Source organism: Fulvivirga lutimaris (genome assembly GCF_009711525.1).
Taxonomy (GTDB): Bacteria; Bacteroidota; Bacteroidia; order Cytophagales; family Cyclobacteriaceae; genus Fulvivirga; species Fulvivirga lutimaris.
The window spans coordinates 1-16008 of record NZ_SMLV01000399.1 but is presented as its reverse complement, the minus strand read 5'-3'; the positions used below and the strand labels follow the sequence as shown (position 1 = coordinate 16008).

At 38.4% G+C, this 16008-nt stretch carries 19 protein-coding genes; 9 read left to right on the top strand and 10 right to left on the bottom strand.

Going from position 1 to position 16008, the window contains the following annotated elements; genetic code table 11:
- Positions 1 to 11: 11 nt before the first annotated feature.
- Positions 12 to 485: a hypothetical protein gene (locus E1140_RS13635; protein WP_155184750.1), complete on the top strand. Its 474-nt coding sequence runs from the start codon at positions 12 to 14 to the stop codon at positions 483 to 485.
- A gap of 140 nt (positions 486 to 625) precedes the next feature.
- Here E1140_RS13635 and E1140_RS13630 read toward each other — a convergent pair whose 3' ends face one another.
- Positions 626 to 1048 carry a secondary thiamine-phosphate synthase enzyme YjbQ gene (locus tag E1140_RS13630; RefSeq protein WP_155184747.1) on the bottom strand — a complete coding sequence of 141 codons (423 nt, stop codon included), beginning with the start codon at positions 1046 to 1048 and terminating at the stop codon, positions 626 to 628.
- A gap of 80 nt (positions 1049 to 1128) precedes the next feature.
- On the opposite strand from E1140_RS13630, the gene E1140_RS13625 reads away from it, so the two are divergent.
- Both E1140_RS13625 and E1140_RS13620 read left to right on the top strand, forming a co-directional pair.
- On the top strand, positions 1129 to 1929 hold the full coding sequence (locus tag E1140_RS13625) for a GNAT family N-acetyltransferase (protein ID WP_246202935.1): 801 nt from the start codon (positions 1129 to 1131) through the stop codon (positions 1927 to 1929).
- A gap of 45 nt (positions 1930 to 1974) precedes the next feature.
- The gene (locus tag E1140_RS13620) at positions 1975 to 2343 is read left to right on the top strand and encodes a PKD domain-containing protein (protein WP_155184745.1); all 369 of its coding nucleotides are present in this window, start codon (positions 1975 to 1977) and stop codon (positions 2341 to 2343) included.
- Between the two features lie 5 nt (positions 2344 to 2348).
- Here E1140_RS13620 and E1140_RS13615 read toward each other — a convergent pair whose 3' ends face one another.
- The 4 genes from E1140_RS13615 to E1140_RS13600 all read right to left on the bottom strand — a co-directional run bounded on the left by E1140_RS13615 (position 2349) and on the right by E1140_RS13600 (position 5386).
- Positions 2349 to 2831 (bottom strand): hypothetical protein, encoded by a 483-nt coding sequence (locus tag E1140_RS13615; protein WP_155184742.1) that lies wholly within the window; start codon positions 2829 to 2831, stop codon positions 2349 to 2351.
- A gap of 129 nt (positions 2832 to 2960) precedes the next feature.
- Positions 2961 to 4025, bottom strand: coding sequence for a branched-chain amino acid aminotransferase (locus E1140_RS13610; RefSeq protein WP_155184739.1), 1065 nt, complete (start codon positions 4023 to 4025; stop codon positions 2961 to 2963).
- 77 nt (positions 4026 to 4102) lie between these two features.
- Entirely contained in the window at positions 4103 to 4651 is a 549-nt protein-coding gene (locus E1140_RS13605; RefSeq protein WP_155184735.1) for a cob(I)yrinic acid a,c-diamide adenosyltransferase, read from the bottom strand.
- A 3-nt stretch (positions 4652 to 4654) separates the two neighbouring features.
- Complete coding sequence (locus E1140_RS13600; protein WP_155184732.1) at positions 4655 to 5386, bottom strand: ABC transporter ATP-binding protein; 732 nt, start codon at positions 5384 to 5386, stop codon at positions 4655 to 4657.
- Positions 5387 to 5616: 230 nt separating this feature from the next.
- On the opposite strand from E1140_RS13600, the gene E1140_RS13595 reads away from it, so the two are divergent.
- On the top strand, positions 5617 to 7563 hold the full coding sequence (locus tag E1140_RS13595; RefSeq protein ID WP_155184729.1) for an outer membrane protein assembly factor BamB family protein: 1947 nt from the start codon (positions 5617 to 5619) through the stop codon (positions 7561 to 7563).
- A 41-nt stretch (positions 7564 to 7604) separates the two neighbouring features.
- Here the strand turns inward: E1140_RS13595 and E1140_RS13590 are convergent, their stop codons facing one another.
- From E1140_RS13590 to E1140_RS13575, 4 genes are read right to left on the bottom strand one after another with little or no spacing between them, the layout of a single operon-like run.
- Entirely contained in the window at positions 7605 to 8489 is an 885-nt protein-coding gene (locus E1140_RS13590) for an alpha/beta fold hydrolase (RefSeq protein WP_155184726.1), read from the bottom strand.
- Between the two features lie 51 nt (positions 8490 to 8540).
- Positions 8541 to 9170 (bottom strand): TetR/AcrR family transcriptional regulator, encoded by a 630-nt coding sequence (locus tag E1140_RS13585; protein ID WP_155184723.1) that lies wholly within the window; start codon positions 9168 to 9170, stop codon positions 8541 to 8543.
- Between the two features lie 52 nt (positions 9171 to 9222).
- Positions 9223 to 9978 carry an NRDE family protein gene (locus E1140_RS13580; protein ID WP_155184719.1) on the bottom strand — a complete coding sequence of 252 codons (756 nt, stop codon included), beginning with the start codon at positions 9976 to 9978 and terminating at the stop codon, positions 9223 to 9225.
- 48 nt (positions 9979 to 10026) lie between these two features.
- Entirely contained in the window at positions 10027 to 10626 is a 600-nt protein-coding gene (locus E1140_RS13575; RefSeq protein WP_155184716.1) for a ribonuclease HII, read from the bottom strand.
- 96 nt (positions 10627 to 10722) lie between these two features.
- Between E1140_RS13575 and E1140_RS13570 the strand changes: the two genes are divergently transcribed.
- The 5 genes from E1140_RS13570 to E1140_RS13550 all read left to right on the top strand — a co-directional run bounded on the left by E1140_RS13570 (position 10723) and on the right by E1140_RS13550 (position 14848).
- Positions 10723 to 11274: an NUDIX domain-containing protein gene (locus E1140_RS13570; RefSeq protein WP_155184713.1), complete on the top strand. Its 552-nt coding sequence runs from the start codon at positions 10723 to 10725 to the stop codon at positions 11272 to 11274.
- Positions 11275 to 11295: 21 nt separating this feature from the next.
- A complete protein-coding gene (locus E1140_RS13565) occupies positions 11296 to 12639 on the top strand; it encodes an MATE family efflux transporter (RefSeq protein WP_155184710.1) in 1344 nt (447 codons plus the stop codon).
- Positions 12640 to 12678: 39 nt separating this feature from the next.
- Positions 12679 to 13293: a sigma-70 family RNA polymerase sigma factor gene (locus tag E1140_RS13560; RefSeq protein ID WP_155184707.1), complete on the top strand. Its 615-nt coding sequence runs from the start codon at positions 12679 to 12681 to the stop codon at positions 13291 to 13293.
- Positions 13294 to 13384: 91 nt separating this feature from the next.
- Positions 13385 to 14155: an acyl-CoA desaturase gene (locus tag E1140_RS13555; protein ID WP_155184704.1), complete on the top strand. Its 771-nt coding sequence runs from the start codon at positions 13385 to 13387 to the stop codon at positions 14153 to 14155.
- Between the two features lie 78 nt (positions 14156 to 14233).
- Positions 14234 to 14848: a thioredoxin family protein gene (locus E1140_RS13550; protein WP_155184701.1), complete on the top strand. Its 615-nt coding sequence runs from the start codon at positions 14234 to 14236 to the stop codon at positions 14846 to 14848.
- On the opposite strand, the gene E1140_RS13545 is transcribed toward E1140_RS13550, so the two are convergent.
- Positions 14840 to 16008 (bottom strand): MFS transporter (locus E1140_RS13545; protein WP_155184700.1); only part of this gene is annotated, 1169 nt, incomplete at its 5' end. The genes E1140_RS13550 and E1140_RS13545 overlap by 9 nt on opposite strands.

Genomic DNA, 16008 nt, shown 5'->3' with positions numbered 1-16008 from the left:
CATCCATAAAAATGAAAGAACAGATTAAAGAAATAAAACCCGGTTTTGGGTTAGGCAACATCAAATTCGGGATGTCAAGAGATCAAGTACGGATGCTGCTAGGCATGCCAGATGAAAATGAAAAATTTTCCTACACTGATGATGACCAAAACATGACCGAATCATGGGATTATTATGATTTTGACATCTCACTCAACTTTGATGAAGAGGAAGACTGGAAGTTAGTGATGATCTCTGCCAACTCTGATTTCTATACTTTGGATGGAGCATCGCTCATCGGGCAGACCATTGAGCAAGTTTCAGCTTATCTCGATAAATTGAATATAGAATATTATGTAGAAGACTGCTCTACTATAGATTCGCCAGATCATAAGTTAATTGAAGTGGAGTCTTTATCAGTTAATTTCTGGTTCAATGGTGGCGTGTTGGATGAAATACAGTGGTCCCCACAGTTTCTGGATGATGACACTATTAAGTGGCCGTAATAAATCAACGTCATTCCGGTTTGTGAGGCACGAGCAATACCGGAATCTCTAGGTTTACAGCTTATGAATGAGCGTGATCACCTTGCAGTAGATTCCGGTATTTTCATTCACTGCGTTCTTGAAAAAGCAGACTGACGGGTTTAAGCACCCATCAAAGTCACAGTAATAGTCCTGCCCGAAGCATGGTTGCGATGCTCACATAAATAAACTCCTTGCCAGGTACCTGTTAGCAATCTCCCATTTTTGATAGGCACACTCACTGAACTACCTAACAGTGAAGCCTTAATATGTGCAGGCATATCATCAGGCCCTTCCAAGGTATGTTTGTAATACGGAGCATTTTCAGGTACCATCTTATTGAAATGACTTTCAAAATCTACTCTTACGGTAGGATCTGCATTTTCATTGACGGTGAGTCCTGCCGAGGTATGGTGTATAAAAATATGGGCTATACCTGCCTTAAAATTCCTGAGCTGAGGAGTATTAGCTTCAATTTCTCTTTCTATTAGATGGAAGCCCCTTGAATATGGCCTGAGTGTAAAAGTTACCTGATCTACCTGCATGTGTCTTTTTTTATATGGTTGTTAAAGTTAAGCGAGTTAAAATATTCTTTTAGCTTAGCAACACTTAATTACTGCAACAAATGATTGAATTGATAGACAAAAATTTTGAATTACATGCCACCCAAATTCCAGATTCAACTGCTGGTATGACAATCATGAATTCAGAAAATGTGGTTGCGGTGGATAGCACTCTGTCATGTGATACATTTAATATAATATTTATCAGAAATGGCTTAGCAATAACCCAAGCTGAATTGGAAGATATTATCAGGTATTATACAAATAAGGATTTTGACTTTTGCATTTGGGTCAATGCTGAGAACCTAACTGATAACCTTAAAGAAATCTTTAAATCGGTGAATGTCTCCCACCAAAATGAAGAAGTGGGCATGGTGCTGGATTTAAGTCAATATGAAGTCATAGTTTCCGACCGACATAATGATATTGTTGTAGTTAGTGATTCAGAAGTTTTAAGTGATTATGCCAATATAATAGCAGCCAACTGGAGTCCACCAGATAAGAATGTCAATGCTTATTATGAAAATACCTCTGAGTATTATTTACAAAATCCTGATGGAGTGAAGTTACTAGTATACTATGACGGAGGCACTCCATTAGCTACAGTAGAGCTTTTTCCATCAGATAATTCCACAATAGGCATCTATGGGTTAGCAACACTCGAAGACGCCAGAGGAAAAGGCATTGGCTCTGCTTTGATGACCAAATGTCTGAACATGGCCAAGAAATCAGGATATAAAAAAGTTGTGCTTCAGGCCTCTGAAGATGGGATTGGTATTTACAAAAAACTGGGATTCCAGAGCGCTACGACTTACTACGAGTTTGCATATAATGGACAAATAGTCAGCAGCAGACATTTTTAGCACTTAAAAGTTTTGTAACTTATAGTTCTAAGCTTGATAGTGACCTTGAAAAATTCTGTTTTATACATATTACTCCTAGCCATTGCGTGCTGTTTCAGTGCATGTCATTTATTTCCTCAGACAGTAACGAGGCCAATTCCTGATATTGAATCTGGGCCTATAAGCTTAGACTTTGACTACACCAATAGCATTACCAAATCAGGTTGGGTGAGGTTTATGGATTTATCTGAGGGTATTGAAGATTATGAATGGGATTTTGGCTTTCAAGAAAATGGAGCATCCGTAAAATCTTACACAGGTGCACCTAAGATTAGGTTTCCTTCTAATGGTCACTATAATGTGAAGTTGGTTGGTATCAGCTATAAAGATGATACACTAACTGTTACCAAGAGTGTGGTTGTCAGTAACTATTAACTCAATTATAACATCTCCAAATTAAATTTTCTTCCATCTATTTTCACCTTGTTGCCAGCCAACAACTTGGTAAGCAAACTTGTTATGGCGAGCCCTCCGGTTATCATCAATGTTTGTTCGCTAGGTTCAAAACCATCTCCCTTTACTATGCCCTGATTAAAAATATCTATGGTAAAGAAAAAGATAGCAGCTCTGGAAGTAGCCGCAGAAACTATAGCAAAAGCATTCTTTTTTATTTTATATGCCTTTACAGTCTCAATCTCTGAAATATGCAGGTCGTAAAATCTGAATTTAATATGCTCTCCATCGAACCCAAGAATAAGCTGGTTGTAGTAAAAATTTTCGCCTTTGAGCTTAAACTTCAAATGGTCCCCTTGTTGATAAGTAGCTATAATTCTACCTCTTTTCTTAACTACCAATCTCGATTGGGCAACGCCAGCAACTGAAAGGCCTAAAGCAATGATCAGAAAAGCTAGTCGTACAGTCATATATGATAAAGCCAGTATTTGAATTGCAGATTACAAACGAACTCTTGTTGTGAAAAGTACATGCTTTCAATAAAAAAAGCCACTCTAACAGAGTGGCTTTTTCGAAATACAATTGCCTGTGAAAACAATTTAAATCTTAGTGATCCAGTTAAATCGATCTTCTATTTTACCGAGTTTCATATTATCGAGCTCTGCCAATACTTTGTTAGAGAATTTTCTATTCTCTACAGGAGGCAATTCGAAATCTTCATCTTTATAGCCTATTTGCTGAATATGCGCTATTGTAGCGGCAGTACCTGCACCAAATGCTTCTTCAAGTTTTCCTTCTCTGGCTGCAGCCACAACTTCAGCAACTTCCACCTTTCTTTCTTCTACTTCCATACCCCAGTCTCTGGCTATAGCCAAAACGCTGTTTCTGGTTATTCCATTAAGAATTGTATCTCCCAAAGCAGGTGTTATAAGCTTTCCATCTATCACAAACATGATGTTCATGGTGCCTGACTCCTCAATGTATTTATGCTCCTTTCCGTCAGTCCATACTAGTTGGTCATAACCTTTGTCTTGAGCAAGCTTAGCAGGATAAATTGCCGGGCCATAGTTACAACCTGTTTTGCAATATCCACTTCCGCCTTCTACTGCTCTTACATAATGATCTTCAATTTTCACCTTTACCGGTTTGGCATAATAAGCTCCCACTGGGCAAGTGATAATCATGAATTTAAAGTTCAACGAAGGTCTGATACCTATATAGTCATCATTAGAAAAAATGAAAGGTCTGATATATAATGAAGTGCCTTCAACATCTGGCACCCATTCACTATCAATCTCTAACAATGCTTTGAGTCCTTCATAATACAAATCTGCCGGAAGCCGTGGCATGCACATACGCTCAGCAGAAACATTCAGACGTTCAAAATTCTTATCTGCTCTGAAAATATTAACAACGCCATCTGCAGTTTTAAAAGCCTTTAGGCCTTCAAATACCGATATGCCATAATGCAACGCTGGACTTGCCGGGCTAATATGCATCATTTCGTAAGGCTCAATTCTTGCGTTTTTCCACTCACCATCAATATAGTCGGCAGTGAACATATGATCAGAATATGTCTTACCAAATTGTATATTCTTAAAATCAACCTGGCTGATCTTAGATTGGGCTATTTTCTTTACCGAAATGTTTAATGTCTCTGTCATGCTTGATGTTTTTAACGTTACTAACGAGCGTTAGGATTGCAAAATTACTAAAATATTGACAGTAGAAAAACGTTTGGTTATTTTCTAGGAATCCAAGGTGTTTCGGGCGCCTTAAGTTCCGCAGTCATTTTCCTACTTAAAACAAATAAATAATCTGATAGTCGATTTAAATACTTAATAATCAAGTCATCAACCTCCGCCTGCTCAGATAATAAAATTACTAATCTTTCTGCCCTTCTGCACACACATCTGGCTATATGACAAAAAGAAACTGATTGATGCCCCCCCGGAAGAATGAAGTTTTTCATGGGCTCCAGCGATTGCTCCATACCATCAATCTTATCTTCAAGAAATGTAATATCTTTCTCCTCTAATTGTGGAAGTTTCACTTTTGTATTGCCCGGCTCAGTGGCCAATATAGAACCTAGTGTAAACAATCGATCCTGTACCTCTACCAATACGTCATGACGGCTTTCATTACATTCCTGATCCCTCAGCAATCCAATGTGACTATTTAGCTCATCAACAGTACCATAGGCATTTATTCTGTCATGAGATTTGGAAACCCGGGTTCCCCCAAACAAGGCCGTTGTGCCCTTATCTCCAGTCTTTGTATAAACCTTCATGCATTAAGAATCAGAAACAGCAGCTTTTTGTTCAGCGGCACGAGTCACATTTTTGTTGATCTCATCTGTTTCAACCAGTCCATCACGTAATCTGATAATTCTGTGCGCGTAATGAGCTATGTCATCTTCGTGCGTCACCATAATGATCGTATTTCCTCCATCATGCAACTGCTGAAAAAGATCCATGATATCGTAAGATGTTTTGGAATCAAGGTTACCTGTTGGCTCATCGGCAAGTATAATACTAGGGTTATTAACCAAGGCCCTTGCTATCGCAACCCTTTGTCGCTGACCACCTGATAGTTCATTAGGTTTGTGATCTGAACGTTGTGCAAGCCCTACATTTTCTAAAGCCTGCATAGCAATTTCATCACGCTCAGACTTACCATAACCAGCGTAAATTAACGGTAATGCCACATTTTCCAAGGCCGAAGCACGCGGCAACAGGTTGAAAGTCTGAAACACAAATCCGATTTCTTTATTTCTGATAACAGCCAGCTCGTTTTCTGAAAGCTCACTAACATTATTGTTATTAAGAATGTAACTTCCGCTGGTAGGCGTATCTAAACATCCAATAATATTCATGAGTGTAGATTTTCCAGAACCTGAAGGTCCCATAAAAGCTACATACTCTCCTTGATCTATGTTGATTGAAACTGATTTAAGTGCCTCTACCGTCTGGTTACCCATTTTGTAAATCTTGGCTATTTCTGAAGTTTCAATAATTCTACCCATGAATGTGAATGTTTAGTAATCAAAAGTAATGCTTCTAATCAAAGAACGGAAAGAAAGTGCTTTGATAATAAGCTATTTACTTAAACGGTGATTTATAAAGTTTAGTGATGAAGATCATTAGTTATAATCGAAAAAGCTTCTTCAATATACTAAAAAGGCACAAAAAAGTGTGAAATGCTTTTTGGTCTATTGTTTGCTAACTTGTAGTGTCTAACCAAAAAGATCAAACTATGATTAGAACTAGATTTTTATTAATTGGAGTTGTTATGCTCTCCTGCCTTTTTGCTGAAGCGCAGGTAGAGAAGCTTTGGGAAAATGACTTTTCCAAAACTATCAACTGGCAAAAGGTATCTTCATTAGGACACTATGTAATAGGCACCAATGAAGGTTTAATCGGTGTTAATCCAGAAACAGGACAAATAGTATGGAATAATAACGATTTCGGTCAAGTCACAGCCGATCAGGTTCAGCAGGTTGGCTCCTCACCTCTATTTTCAATCAATCAAAACAACAATGTTTTTATGATTGACCCCTACTCCGGCAAAGTTAAGTTCAATTCACAGTTTGCAGGAGTATCAGATATTAGAGACCAATTTGTGTTATACAAAACCAACGGAATTTTAATCTCTGGAAGGAATTCCAGCAATGGCGACATTATCATGATGACCTCGTTAGAAGATGGTAAGGTAATGTGGAAAATAGAAGAGGATTATGGCCGATTAGTTACTGTAAAAGAGCTAAATAATAGCGAGGTATTAGTTGTTACCATATTTTACAATTACCGAGTAAATACTCAAAGCGGAGAGATTGTTTGGAAAAACGATGTTTCAGAGGCTAATCAACAAATGAAGAAGCTGGGAGCTTTTGGAAGCTTAATGAAAGAGGCCGCTTCTAACATGGCTCAGGATATTGAGTTCAATGTCCAATTCTACAGGCACCCAACCAAGGATATATTCTTTGTTGCCTCAGAACAGGAAAGTCAATCAGGATTTAGCTCCAGTTCTGGTACTACAGTGAGTTACGAAACGAACTATACAGGCTTTAAGCTGAGTGATGGGTCTAGAATTTGGAAAGACCCACTTGTGGCCAAAGGCAATATGGGTGAAGTGTATTTTTATGAAGATAATCTGGTGGTTATGCCCAATGATCCGGGTAACTCAAAGATCAATCTATATGACCTAAATTCTCAGGAAGGCATGTGGGGTAAAAAAGGGAATGGCTTAAAAATAAAAGGTGGCATTTACAGCTATGTTCCTACAGAAGATGGGCTATTAATGGTTTCAAAAAATGCCTCTGGAAAGAATTATATCTATTATCTGGATTTAGCACAGGGGATATTAACCTTTGATAAGCCCTTGAAAATCGATGGAGAAATGAGGATTAGCGAAAACACTCCAAGTGGGTTGATCTATGTTACTACTGAAGAGCTGAACATTCTAAATACCTCAACAGGTAGTGCTGTTTTAGACAAGTCTATAGTAACGAACCCCAGTTTAGTGACTCAAGATGACAAGACCTTGTATGTCTATGATTTCAAAGAAGGTGTTATTAAGCAGTTAGACAAGGCGACTGGTAAAGTATCAAACCTTTCAGGTGAAATTGATTTTCAAGGCAAAGAAAGCCCTGAAAACATAGAACTTAGATCTGACGGTATTCTTTTGAGCTCATCACAGAATATGACTTTAATATCTTTTGATGGATCTGCGAAATATTCAAAATACCTTGAAGCTCCACGTGAGGCGGGTATTATAAGAGCATTGCGTTATGCACAAGCCGTGAGAGCCGCATATATTGGTGCTGCATCATATGCTGCATCTGCAGTGTACACTGCTGCTGCTGAAGATGTTAAAAATGAAGATGCACTTGCTGGAGAAATAGTTGGAGGAGTTGGAGCTGCGTATGGACAGCTAGGTGATGCAGCTACAGATTTTGCTAAAAAGTCATTTGAGCAAGCCAGTGCCCGATTTAAAGCAACTAAAGATGCTAATGGGTATACGGTGATACTCACACAAATTGATAAGACCAATTATCTAGTGAAGGTAGATAAAAATACGGGTGAAGAAATTGGTAAAATCAATCTTGGTAAAGACAAAGCACCTGATTATGAAATGGACGGTGTAACCGGAACGGTGTTCTACAAAACGGCATCAAGTGCTGTGACAGGATATAAATTTTAAAGTAAAAGTCCTGTATCTGAATTCAGATACAGGACTTTTTGTTAACAAACCTCTAACTCCTTCTCACGTTCAAGCTCGGCTTGTACTAAATGCTTGAGAGTACTTTCAACAACAAATTCATCTTTTAATATTCTTGTATGCCCTAAACCTGAGGTCAGTACTAGTTTGGTATTATCATGTTTAGTCATGAGCACTTTAGGACTGTCTAGTGATACTTCCCGATCATCCTGATCATAGATGAGCAACAAATCAATATCCTTTATTAAATGGATATTTTGTTTAGCAGAAAATTCTTCAAATGAACAACCAAACATTTGCTCAATGTGATTGTTGAAATATGGCATGGCTAACTCTGTTGCACCTATCTTTTTTCTAAACTCAGACATTATTTCATCTGCTATAGCAGGACTGCTAATCATAACGAGTTTATTGGTGTCAACACCTCTTATAAGAGCATGCATGGCGGCTACTCCTCCCAGGGAATGCCCAATAATCATTTCAAAACCACTATACATTTGGCTCAATTGAGCGATGACATCTGCAAATTTGAGAATGTGGGAGCTACCTCCATCAGACTTTCCATGCCCTGGCGCATCAAATGTCACTACCTTATAGCCGGCTTCATTAAAAGTCTGGATGAATTTTCTAAACTGCGTACCACGGCCCATCCATCCATGAACCATTAAAACTGGTTTACCATCGCCCCATTCATAAACCTGCACTTTCTTATTTTCATAGCTGATATTATAAGTTGTGGCCATTTCCGCTGCTTCAATTTCACCATGGGGAAACTTATATTTAGCAGTGGAAAAGAAGATTTTAACAAACCATCTCTTTGCCAGCCAAGGCGCTACGGCCTCCACAATTGGGTATGTTGAAGCTATGATTCTTAATGGTAGTGGGGTTTTTATTTTTCTCTTATTCATACTGTTATTATTTTAAGACCAATCGGTCTGTTATTTTGCAAATAAAAAGGGTTAAGAAGTTTTTAATACTGAAAAATCCGGGAGTGGCTCCTTCAAAATATTTTGATTGAAATGGTTTTTTATATACTGCACTGAAAAATCGAGGCAATTATTATTATCCTCCACACGCGACATGATGATGGCACCTTCCAAGGTAGAAATCATCATGGCAGCTGTTTGTTTTACATCAATATCACTTTTAAACTCACCAGCAGATATGCCCTCGTTAAGTTTAATCTCAACATATCGCTTTAATCCTTTAATGCCGTTCTTAGCTTTCTCCTTAAGTCCCGGGTGCGTGTTTGTGGCATCCATGGCCGTATTAAAAATAGGACAGCCTCCACCCTGCACTATCGGATCATCAATAAAGGACACAAAGACATCTATCAGACTAAAAAGCTTCTCCGTTGGAGAGTTTGCTGTACTCAATACCTGCTGAAATCTGTCTAAAACTCTTTGATAATTATAATTGAAAGCCTCAATGGCTATCTCGTCCTTATTCTTAAAGTGGTTATAAATACCTCCTTTTTTCAGCTGAGTAGCCTCCATAATATGACTCAATGAGCACGCATGATACCCATAGGTATTAAACAATGCTGCTGATTGCTGTATGATTCTATCTCGTGTACTAATTTTAGTCATAAACCGACCGGTTGGTCTCAAAGTTATAAATTAAAGTTAGAAATTCAAAATACTACAGTTGATATGCCGCTTTGGTAAAGGTGAAATCCGAGGTGTTATAGGTTCTTTCTATAAAGGTTACATTGTCATTTTTATCTACCAGCAATACTGTAGAGCAGCGTGACCCATATCTTTCGCTCTTAATAAATAACGGTGAGAGCATTTTTTCCATTTCGTAACCTACACCTGTATTTGGCAATTGACTATCAGCCGCTTTCTGATCATCATAAAGTAATTCAAACAGCTGATCAGGATCTATTTTATCCTGCTTCATTAGCTCCTTCAAGTTGTCAATACCCTTAACAACCTTTGGCCAATGAGTATCCAATAAAGCATTACTCAAACCATGAACCCCTGCATCAATCTTATGAACGCCTTTTTGATAATTGCCATAGTAGTGCAAATTATCCCAGTCCCCACAAATGATATTAAACCCATTATAAAGCTCACCTTCTTCTGAAATGTTGTTTAAATATTCCTGCCCACTGATATTGCTCTTTAAAAAATCAGATACTAAATGCCCGCGACTGGGAGCATCACTTTTGATATTTTGCAAATCCCTGAAATTCGTCAAAAGGCTTAGCCTTCCCTGTTTGGTGATCCCAAGCCAAGTTCCTCCTGCCTCTAAATCTCGTCCCGCCAGTATATTAGGATTTTCCTCCCAGTAATCAGCGGGTTTAGTTGGTCTTTCATAAAACTCATCTCTATTAGCTGCTACAATGAGTTTATATTTTGGATGTGCGTTATTAGCAAAAAGAATCAGACACATATAAGTTAATTAGGTCCGACAAATTTATGACTCTTATTGATTTTGATCCTAATCAAACAAGGTAAGTTGGTCAGGTAACTGACGAAATGATTTTCTATGGTAATCAGTCAACCCAATTTCTGCAATGGCCAAACGATGAGCTTTTGTTGGATAGCCTTTATTTTTCTGCCATTGATATTGAGGAAACTCTATTGACAGTTTTTCCATGTACTCATCTCTAAATGTCTTTGCTAAAATGGAAGCTGCAGCTATTGAGAGGTATTTACCATCACCTTTAATGATACACTCAAAAGGTATCTCATTATGAGGTTTGTACCTATTACCATCAATAAGCAATAATTCAGGTTGAGTCTTTAGTTTCTCAACAGATCTGTTCATGGCTAAAAATGAAGCGTTAAGAATGTTTACCTCATCTATTTCAACATTATCAACAAATGAAACAGCCCAAGCTAAAGCATCTGCGATAATATCCTCCTTCAACAATAGTCGCTGCTTTTCTGATAACTTTTTAGAGTCATTTAAAAGTTGATGACTATAATTTGGTGGTAAAATAACTGCCGCAGCCACGACTGGGCCAGCCAGACAACCACGTCCCGCTTCATCGCAGCCAGCTTCAACCAAGTTCTCAGAAAAAGATGATAATAACATTTAGCAAATCTAAAATTGTACAGCACAAATCGAAAATAAGTTAGTACAAGTCGAAACTTTAAACACATACATAAAAGTTATAGTAGTTTTGCGGCCATGAATTCTAAGAATAACCCCTGGACTACGTTAAAATCGACATTGAAATATGATAACCCCTGGATTGAGGTGGTAGAACACGATGTAATCAATCCTGGCGGAGGCAAAGGTATTTATGGAAAGGTTCATTTTAAAAATCAGGCTGTAGGTGTTATACCTATTGATGATGAAGGAAATACCTGGCTTGTAGGCCAGCACAGATATACGCTTGATGAATTTTCATGGGAAATGCCTGAAGGCGGTGCTCCCTATGGTGAAGATGTTTTAGAGGCAGCCAAAAGAGAATTGAAAGAAGAAACCGGGCTTACGGCAAGTTCTTTTGAGCTAATACTCACCATGCACAATTCAAATTCTGTAACAGATGAAATTGCTTATGTTTTTTTAGCCACCGGACTAACCCACGGTGAGGCAGAGTTGGAAGAATCTGAATCAGATATGGTGGTAAAAAAGCTTCCTTTTTCTGAAGCATTAGATATGGTAATGAAAGGGAAAATCACAGATAGTATGACCGTAGCAGGTTTTTTAAAAGCTTCAATAATTCTAAACTCTTAATCTAACTGATTAGGAAAATCAATGTCGACACAAAACTATACCGAACACTTAAAAAAGAATTTCTTTCTGGCGTACCCTGTAATGCTCAGTCAGCTTGGCCATATGATGGTGGGTGTGGCCGACAGTGTAATGGTAGGTAGATTGGGAGCTGTGCCCTTGGCCGGGGCTTCTCTGGCTAATGTCATCTTCCATATAACATTAATGTTTGGCATTGGCGTTTCATATGCCGTTACACCTCTAGTTGCTGCTGCAGATGGCGAAGGAAACGTTAACAAATCGGCAGATTTTCTAAGACATGCCATTGTCATTAATGTAATAACAGGATTGTTACTTTTCGCAATTGTAAAAATTACTAATCCAGCCTTGGCCCATATGGATCAGCCTGAAGATGTAGTGATTTTGGCAATCCCATACCTCAACATTATCACCTTTTCTCTGGTGCCATTGTTGATCTTCCAAACCTTCAGGCAGTTCGCTGAGGGGCTTTCTGATACCAAACAGGCCATGATAATTGTTATCGGATCTAACCTTGTAAATGTCGCCCTTAACTATGTTCTGATTTATGGAAAATTAGGCTTCGATGCCTATGGGCTGCTTGGCGCAGGGTATGCATCTTTCATCTCCAGAATAATATTGGCCATCTGGATGGCCCTTTACATCTATTACGGCAAGCGTTTTTCACCCTACCGCTTAGGTTTCACCATTGCTAACTATAGCAAGCCAATATTTAGTAAAATGCTTGGCATTGGACTACCCGCAGGCTTTCAAATGATTTTCGAAGTTGGCGCCTTTGGTTGTGCCGTTATCATGATTGGGTGGCTGGGTGCAGAGGCTTTGGCCGCACATCAAATTGCTATCAATCTTGCAGCCATCAGCTATATGATGGCAACGGGCCTTTCTGCCGCTGCGACTATTCGAGTTGGTAATCAGCTGGGCTTAAAAGATATTCCTACACTCAGGGCCGCAGCTTTTACATTGTATGGCATGGTAGTTTTGTTCATGGGTGTATGTGCCACACTATTTATTGTAGGTCGTTATTTCCTTCCTGCATTTTACATTGAGAATGATGCCGTTATAGAAATTGCATCAACACTGTTAATTATAGCAGGATTTTTTCAAATATCGGATGGTGTTCAAGTATTGAGTTTAGGAGCACTTAGAGGCTTAGAAGATGTTAAAATACCCACTTTAATGACCTTTATTGCTTATTGGGTATTGGCACTCCCTATTGGCTACACATTGGGTTTTGTCTATGATATGGGTGCTGAAGGAGTGTGGTACGGTTTACTAATAGGTTTAACTATTGTAGCCATTTTCATGTTCTGGAGATTTAACTTATTGACCAAAAGGATGTTAAATACCTAACGAGTGTCAGTAATAAATTAATAACTTATCTTTGCATTGATGAATCACAGTCAGGCCATAACAATCTATCAGCCAATGCTTCAGAGTATTGCACAGCGCATGCTGGGTTCGATTGCTGATGCTGAAGATATCGTGCAAGACACTTTACTGAAATGGTTGACCATTGATACTGAAAAGATCAAAAACACAAAGGCTTATTTGATCAAGTCTGTAACCAACAACTGCATCAATCATCTGAACACAATCAAGCGAAAGAAGGATGAATGCCTTGAATCAATTAACCCAAAGGAGTTTATTGATAAATACAGAGAAAAAGAACTCTTTCATTTCGACTTTGAAAATGAAATGTCCAGTGCTTTGAATGTCATTCATAAAAAACTTGAGCCTTTGGAGAAGAGCATTTATGTGCTCAGAGAGTTTTTTGATGTAGAGTATGATGAATTACAGGTGTTGTTCAACAAGAAAAAAGACAATTGCCGTAAATTATTCAGCCGAGCTAAAGATAAACTGAATCAGGAAACTACTAAAGTTAAGGGTGAAATCTCAAATACAACTTTTTTTGAGCGCTTTAAAAACGCCTGCCATTTGGAGAACCCTGCTGAGCTAATACAGCACTTTATAGAAGAGCTCCAAACCAAACCAGAAAAAAAATAAACTTTTTTTGTCACAAATGATTATATTGTTTGTCCTCTAAATGTGAGGGCGAAAGCTTTATCATTTTTTGATTTTAACCGAACTAAACATTATGACTGTAATACTGACCTTTTTTATAGCCCATTGGTATTTATCGTTGTTCTTTCAAACCTTCTTTTTGCATCGTTATGCATCACATAAGGCATTTACAATGAGCAAAACATGGGAAAAGATATTCTTTGTGCTTACCTGGTTATTTCAGGGATCTAACTACCTAAGTGCATACGGCTATGGAATTATGCATAGAATGCATCATGCTTATGCAGACACTCCTAATGATCCACACTCACCTAAATATGACGAGAGTTTATTTAAGATGATGTGGAAGACTAAAACAATATACTCTGCTATCACCAGCAAAAAAATGAAGGTTGATGAGCGTTTTACCGAAGGTGTTCCTGAGTGGACTGCATTTGATACATTTGCTCGTTCATGGGTATCAAGAGTACTTTGGGGTGCTATTTATGTTGCCATTTACTGGCAGTTTGCTACCGTTTGGTGGTTGTGGTTATTATTACCAATGCAGTTTTTGTTATCTCCAATTCACGGAGCTATTATCAACTGGTTTGCACATAAATACGGATATAGAAACTTTGAAGTAGGTGATACATCAAGAAATTTCCTACCTGTTGACTTTTTAATGATGGGCGAAAGCTATCATAACAACCACCACAAACATGGCAGTCGTGCTAACTTTGGTGGGTTTAGATGGCATGAAATTGATCCTACATATCAGGTTATTAAAGTATTAAACAAGGTGGGCATCATCAAGCTGGTAAAACAAAAAGAAGTACAGCTTGAAACAGTTAAAAAAGCTGCATAGAAAAGTCTTATAACCGACTAAACCATATATTAATAGAAAGCCTCGCAACTTAATGCGAGGCTTTTTAGTTTGGATTGTATGAATTTAAAAACTACTTCAAAACCTTCTGTGATTAATGAAGTTCATTGGGAAAATGGTCTAACCTATCATGAGTATCGTCAACTAATAGATAGCTTATTGAAAATCAACCAAACTACTGGCAACAATCATTCTGAAAAGCAGCTCGTCTATACCAGGCTTAATGTGCAGAGAATGAATAAATGGGATAAGATCACCAAACTAAATGCTGATCTCATTAAAGCAGTAGAAAATATTAATACTCCTCAGAAGTGGTTAATACTAACTGAAGCATGGTGCGGAGATGCCGCTCAAAATTTACCAGCCATTCAGAAAATAGCCGATTTGAATGATAATATAGAAGTAAGATACCTGCTAAGAGACGAAAATCTCGATATTATGGATGCTTACCTGACCGATGGCTCAAGATCGATTCCAAAGCTCATCATTCTGGATAATGAATTGACAAATTGGGGACCAAGGCCTGCTCCAGCGCAGCAAATACTCAAGGATTACAAAAAGGATGAATCTATGAGCTATGATCAATTCTCGATTAATCTACATACCTGGTACGCTAAGGATAAAGGAAAAACGCTGCAATCAGAATTTATTTCGTTGCTCGCTAGTTTAGGCTAAATGTGTGTTAGCTGCCTCTGCCTTAATCTTTCTATACAAGGCCATACTCGTTAATAAACCCATTACGGCAAAAATCGACAAAATCAGAAATACATTCCGATGGCCTATAACTCCCGGGTCTTTATCAAGTACATAGCCCATCAAAGGGCTCATAAAAATATCAGGTGTAAAACCAACGAATGATATAATACCGACTGCTGTGCCCGTAGAAGCTAGAGGAACATTTACCCGTTGCACCACCGCAAAGTATATTCCCCTAATACCATAAACACCTATTAGAGTAGTTGTTAAAACTGATATGGCTAACCACGCAGGGTGACTAATTGCACCCTGATAAACCAACAGTCCTCCAACTATCATAATGCCAAAGCACCATGCTATTACTTTCACCGGATCAAATTTATCCGCCACCAGCCCGGAAACTGTGGCAAATAAAGGTCGCATCCATAACGCAAAAGTTCCTACCGCTGCCGCAGAAACCTCATCAAAGTGTAAAACTTCATTGGCATATAAAGAATAATCATCTGTTATTTTATAACCTACATAAGCGCATATTATAATTACGGCCTGCATCCAGATGGTTGGCAATTTCATAAGATTTATAACGCTGCTTACTGTGGGTTTAAATTGCTCTTTAGATTTGACTATTTGTTTAGGTACCGAATACCAGACAAATACCCCAGTTAAAAAAGTAATGAGTGAGGTCGCTATTAGCACGGTTTGGTAAGAAGCTATCCTATGTTCATCATAATTACCCGACATCTGTGAGGAGATGGCTGAATCAAAAAGTATAACGGCAAAAGTCCCTATAGCGGCAGCAGTTAAACCTCTACCACCTTCCAAAAAGCCAAATGCTTTTCCCTGACTTTCGCCACCCCACTCTCTTGTAGCTCTTATTAGTGCTGCCCACAACAAGAAGATGGTAGTAAAACCCCAAAATGCATATAATATAAAAAGCAATTCGACAGTAGGATATACGGTCATAACCACCCCTCCGAGGCTGGTTAGCCACAGAGCAAATGATATTAAATTACGTGGAGCATATTTATCTGCCAGCGGTCCGCCAAAAAAATAGGAGGCCATGGCCACCACACCATATGCTGAAAAACAGGTGCCCAATTCAAGGTTTGAAATCTGAAAAACTTCGAGCAAAGTTGGCC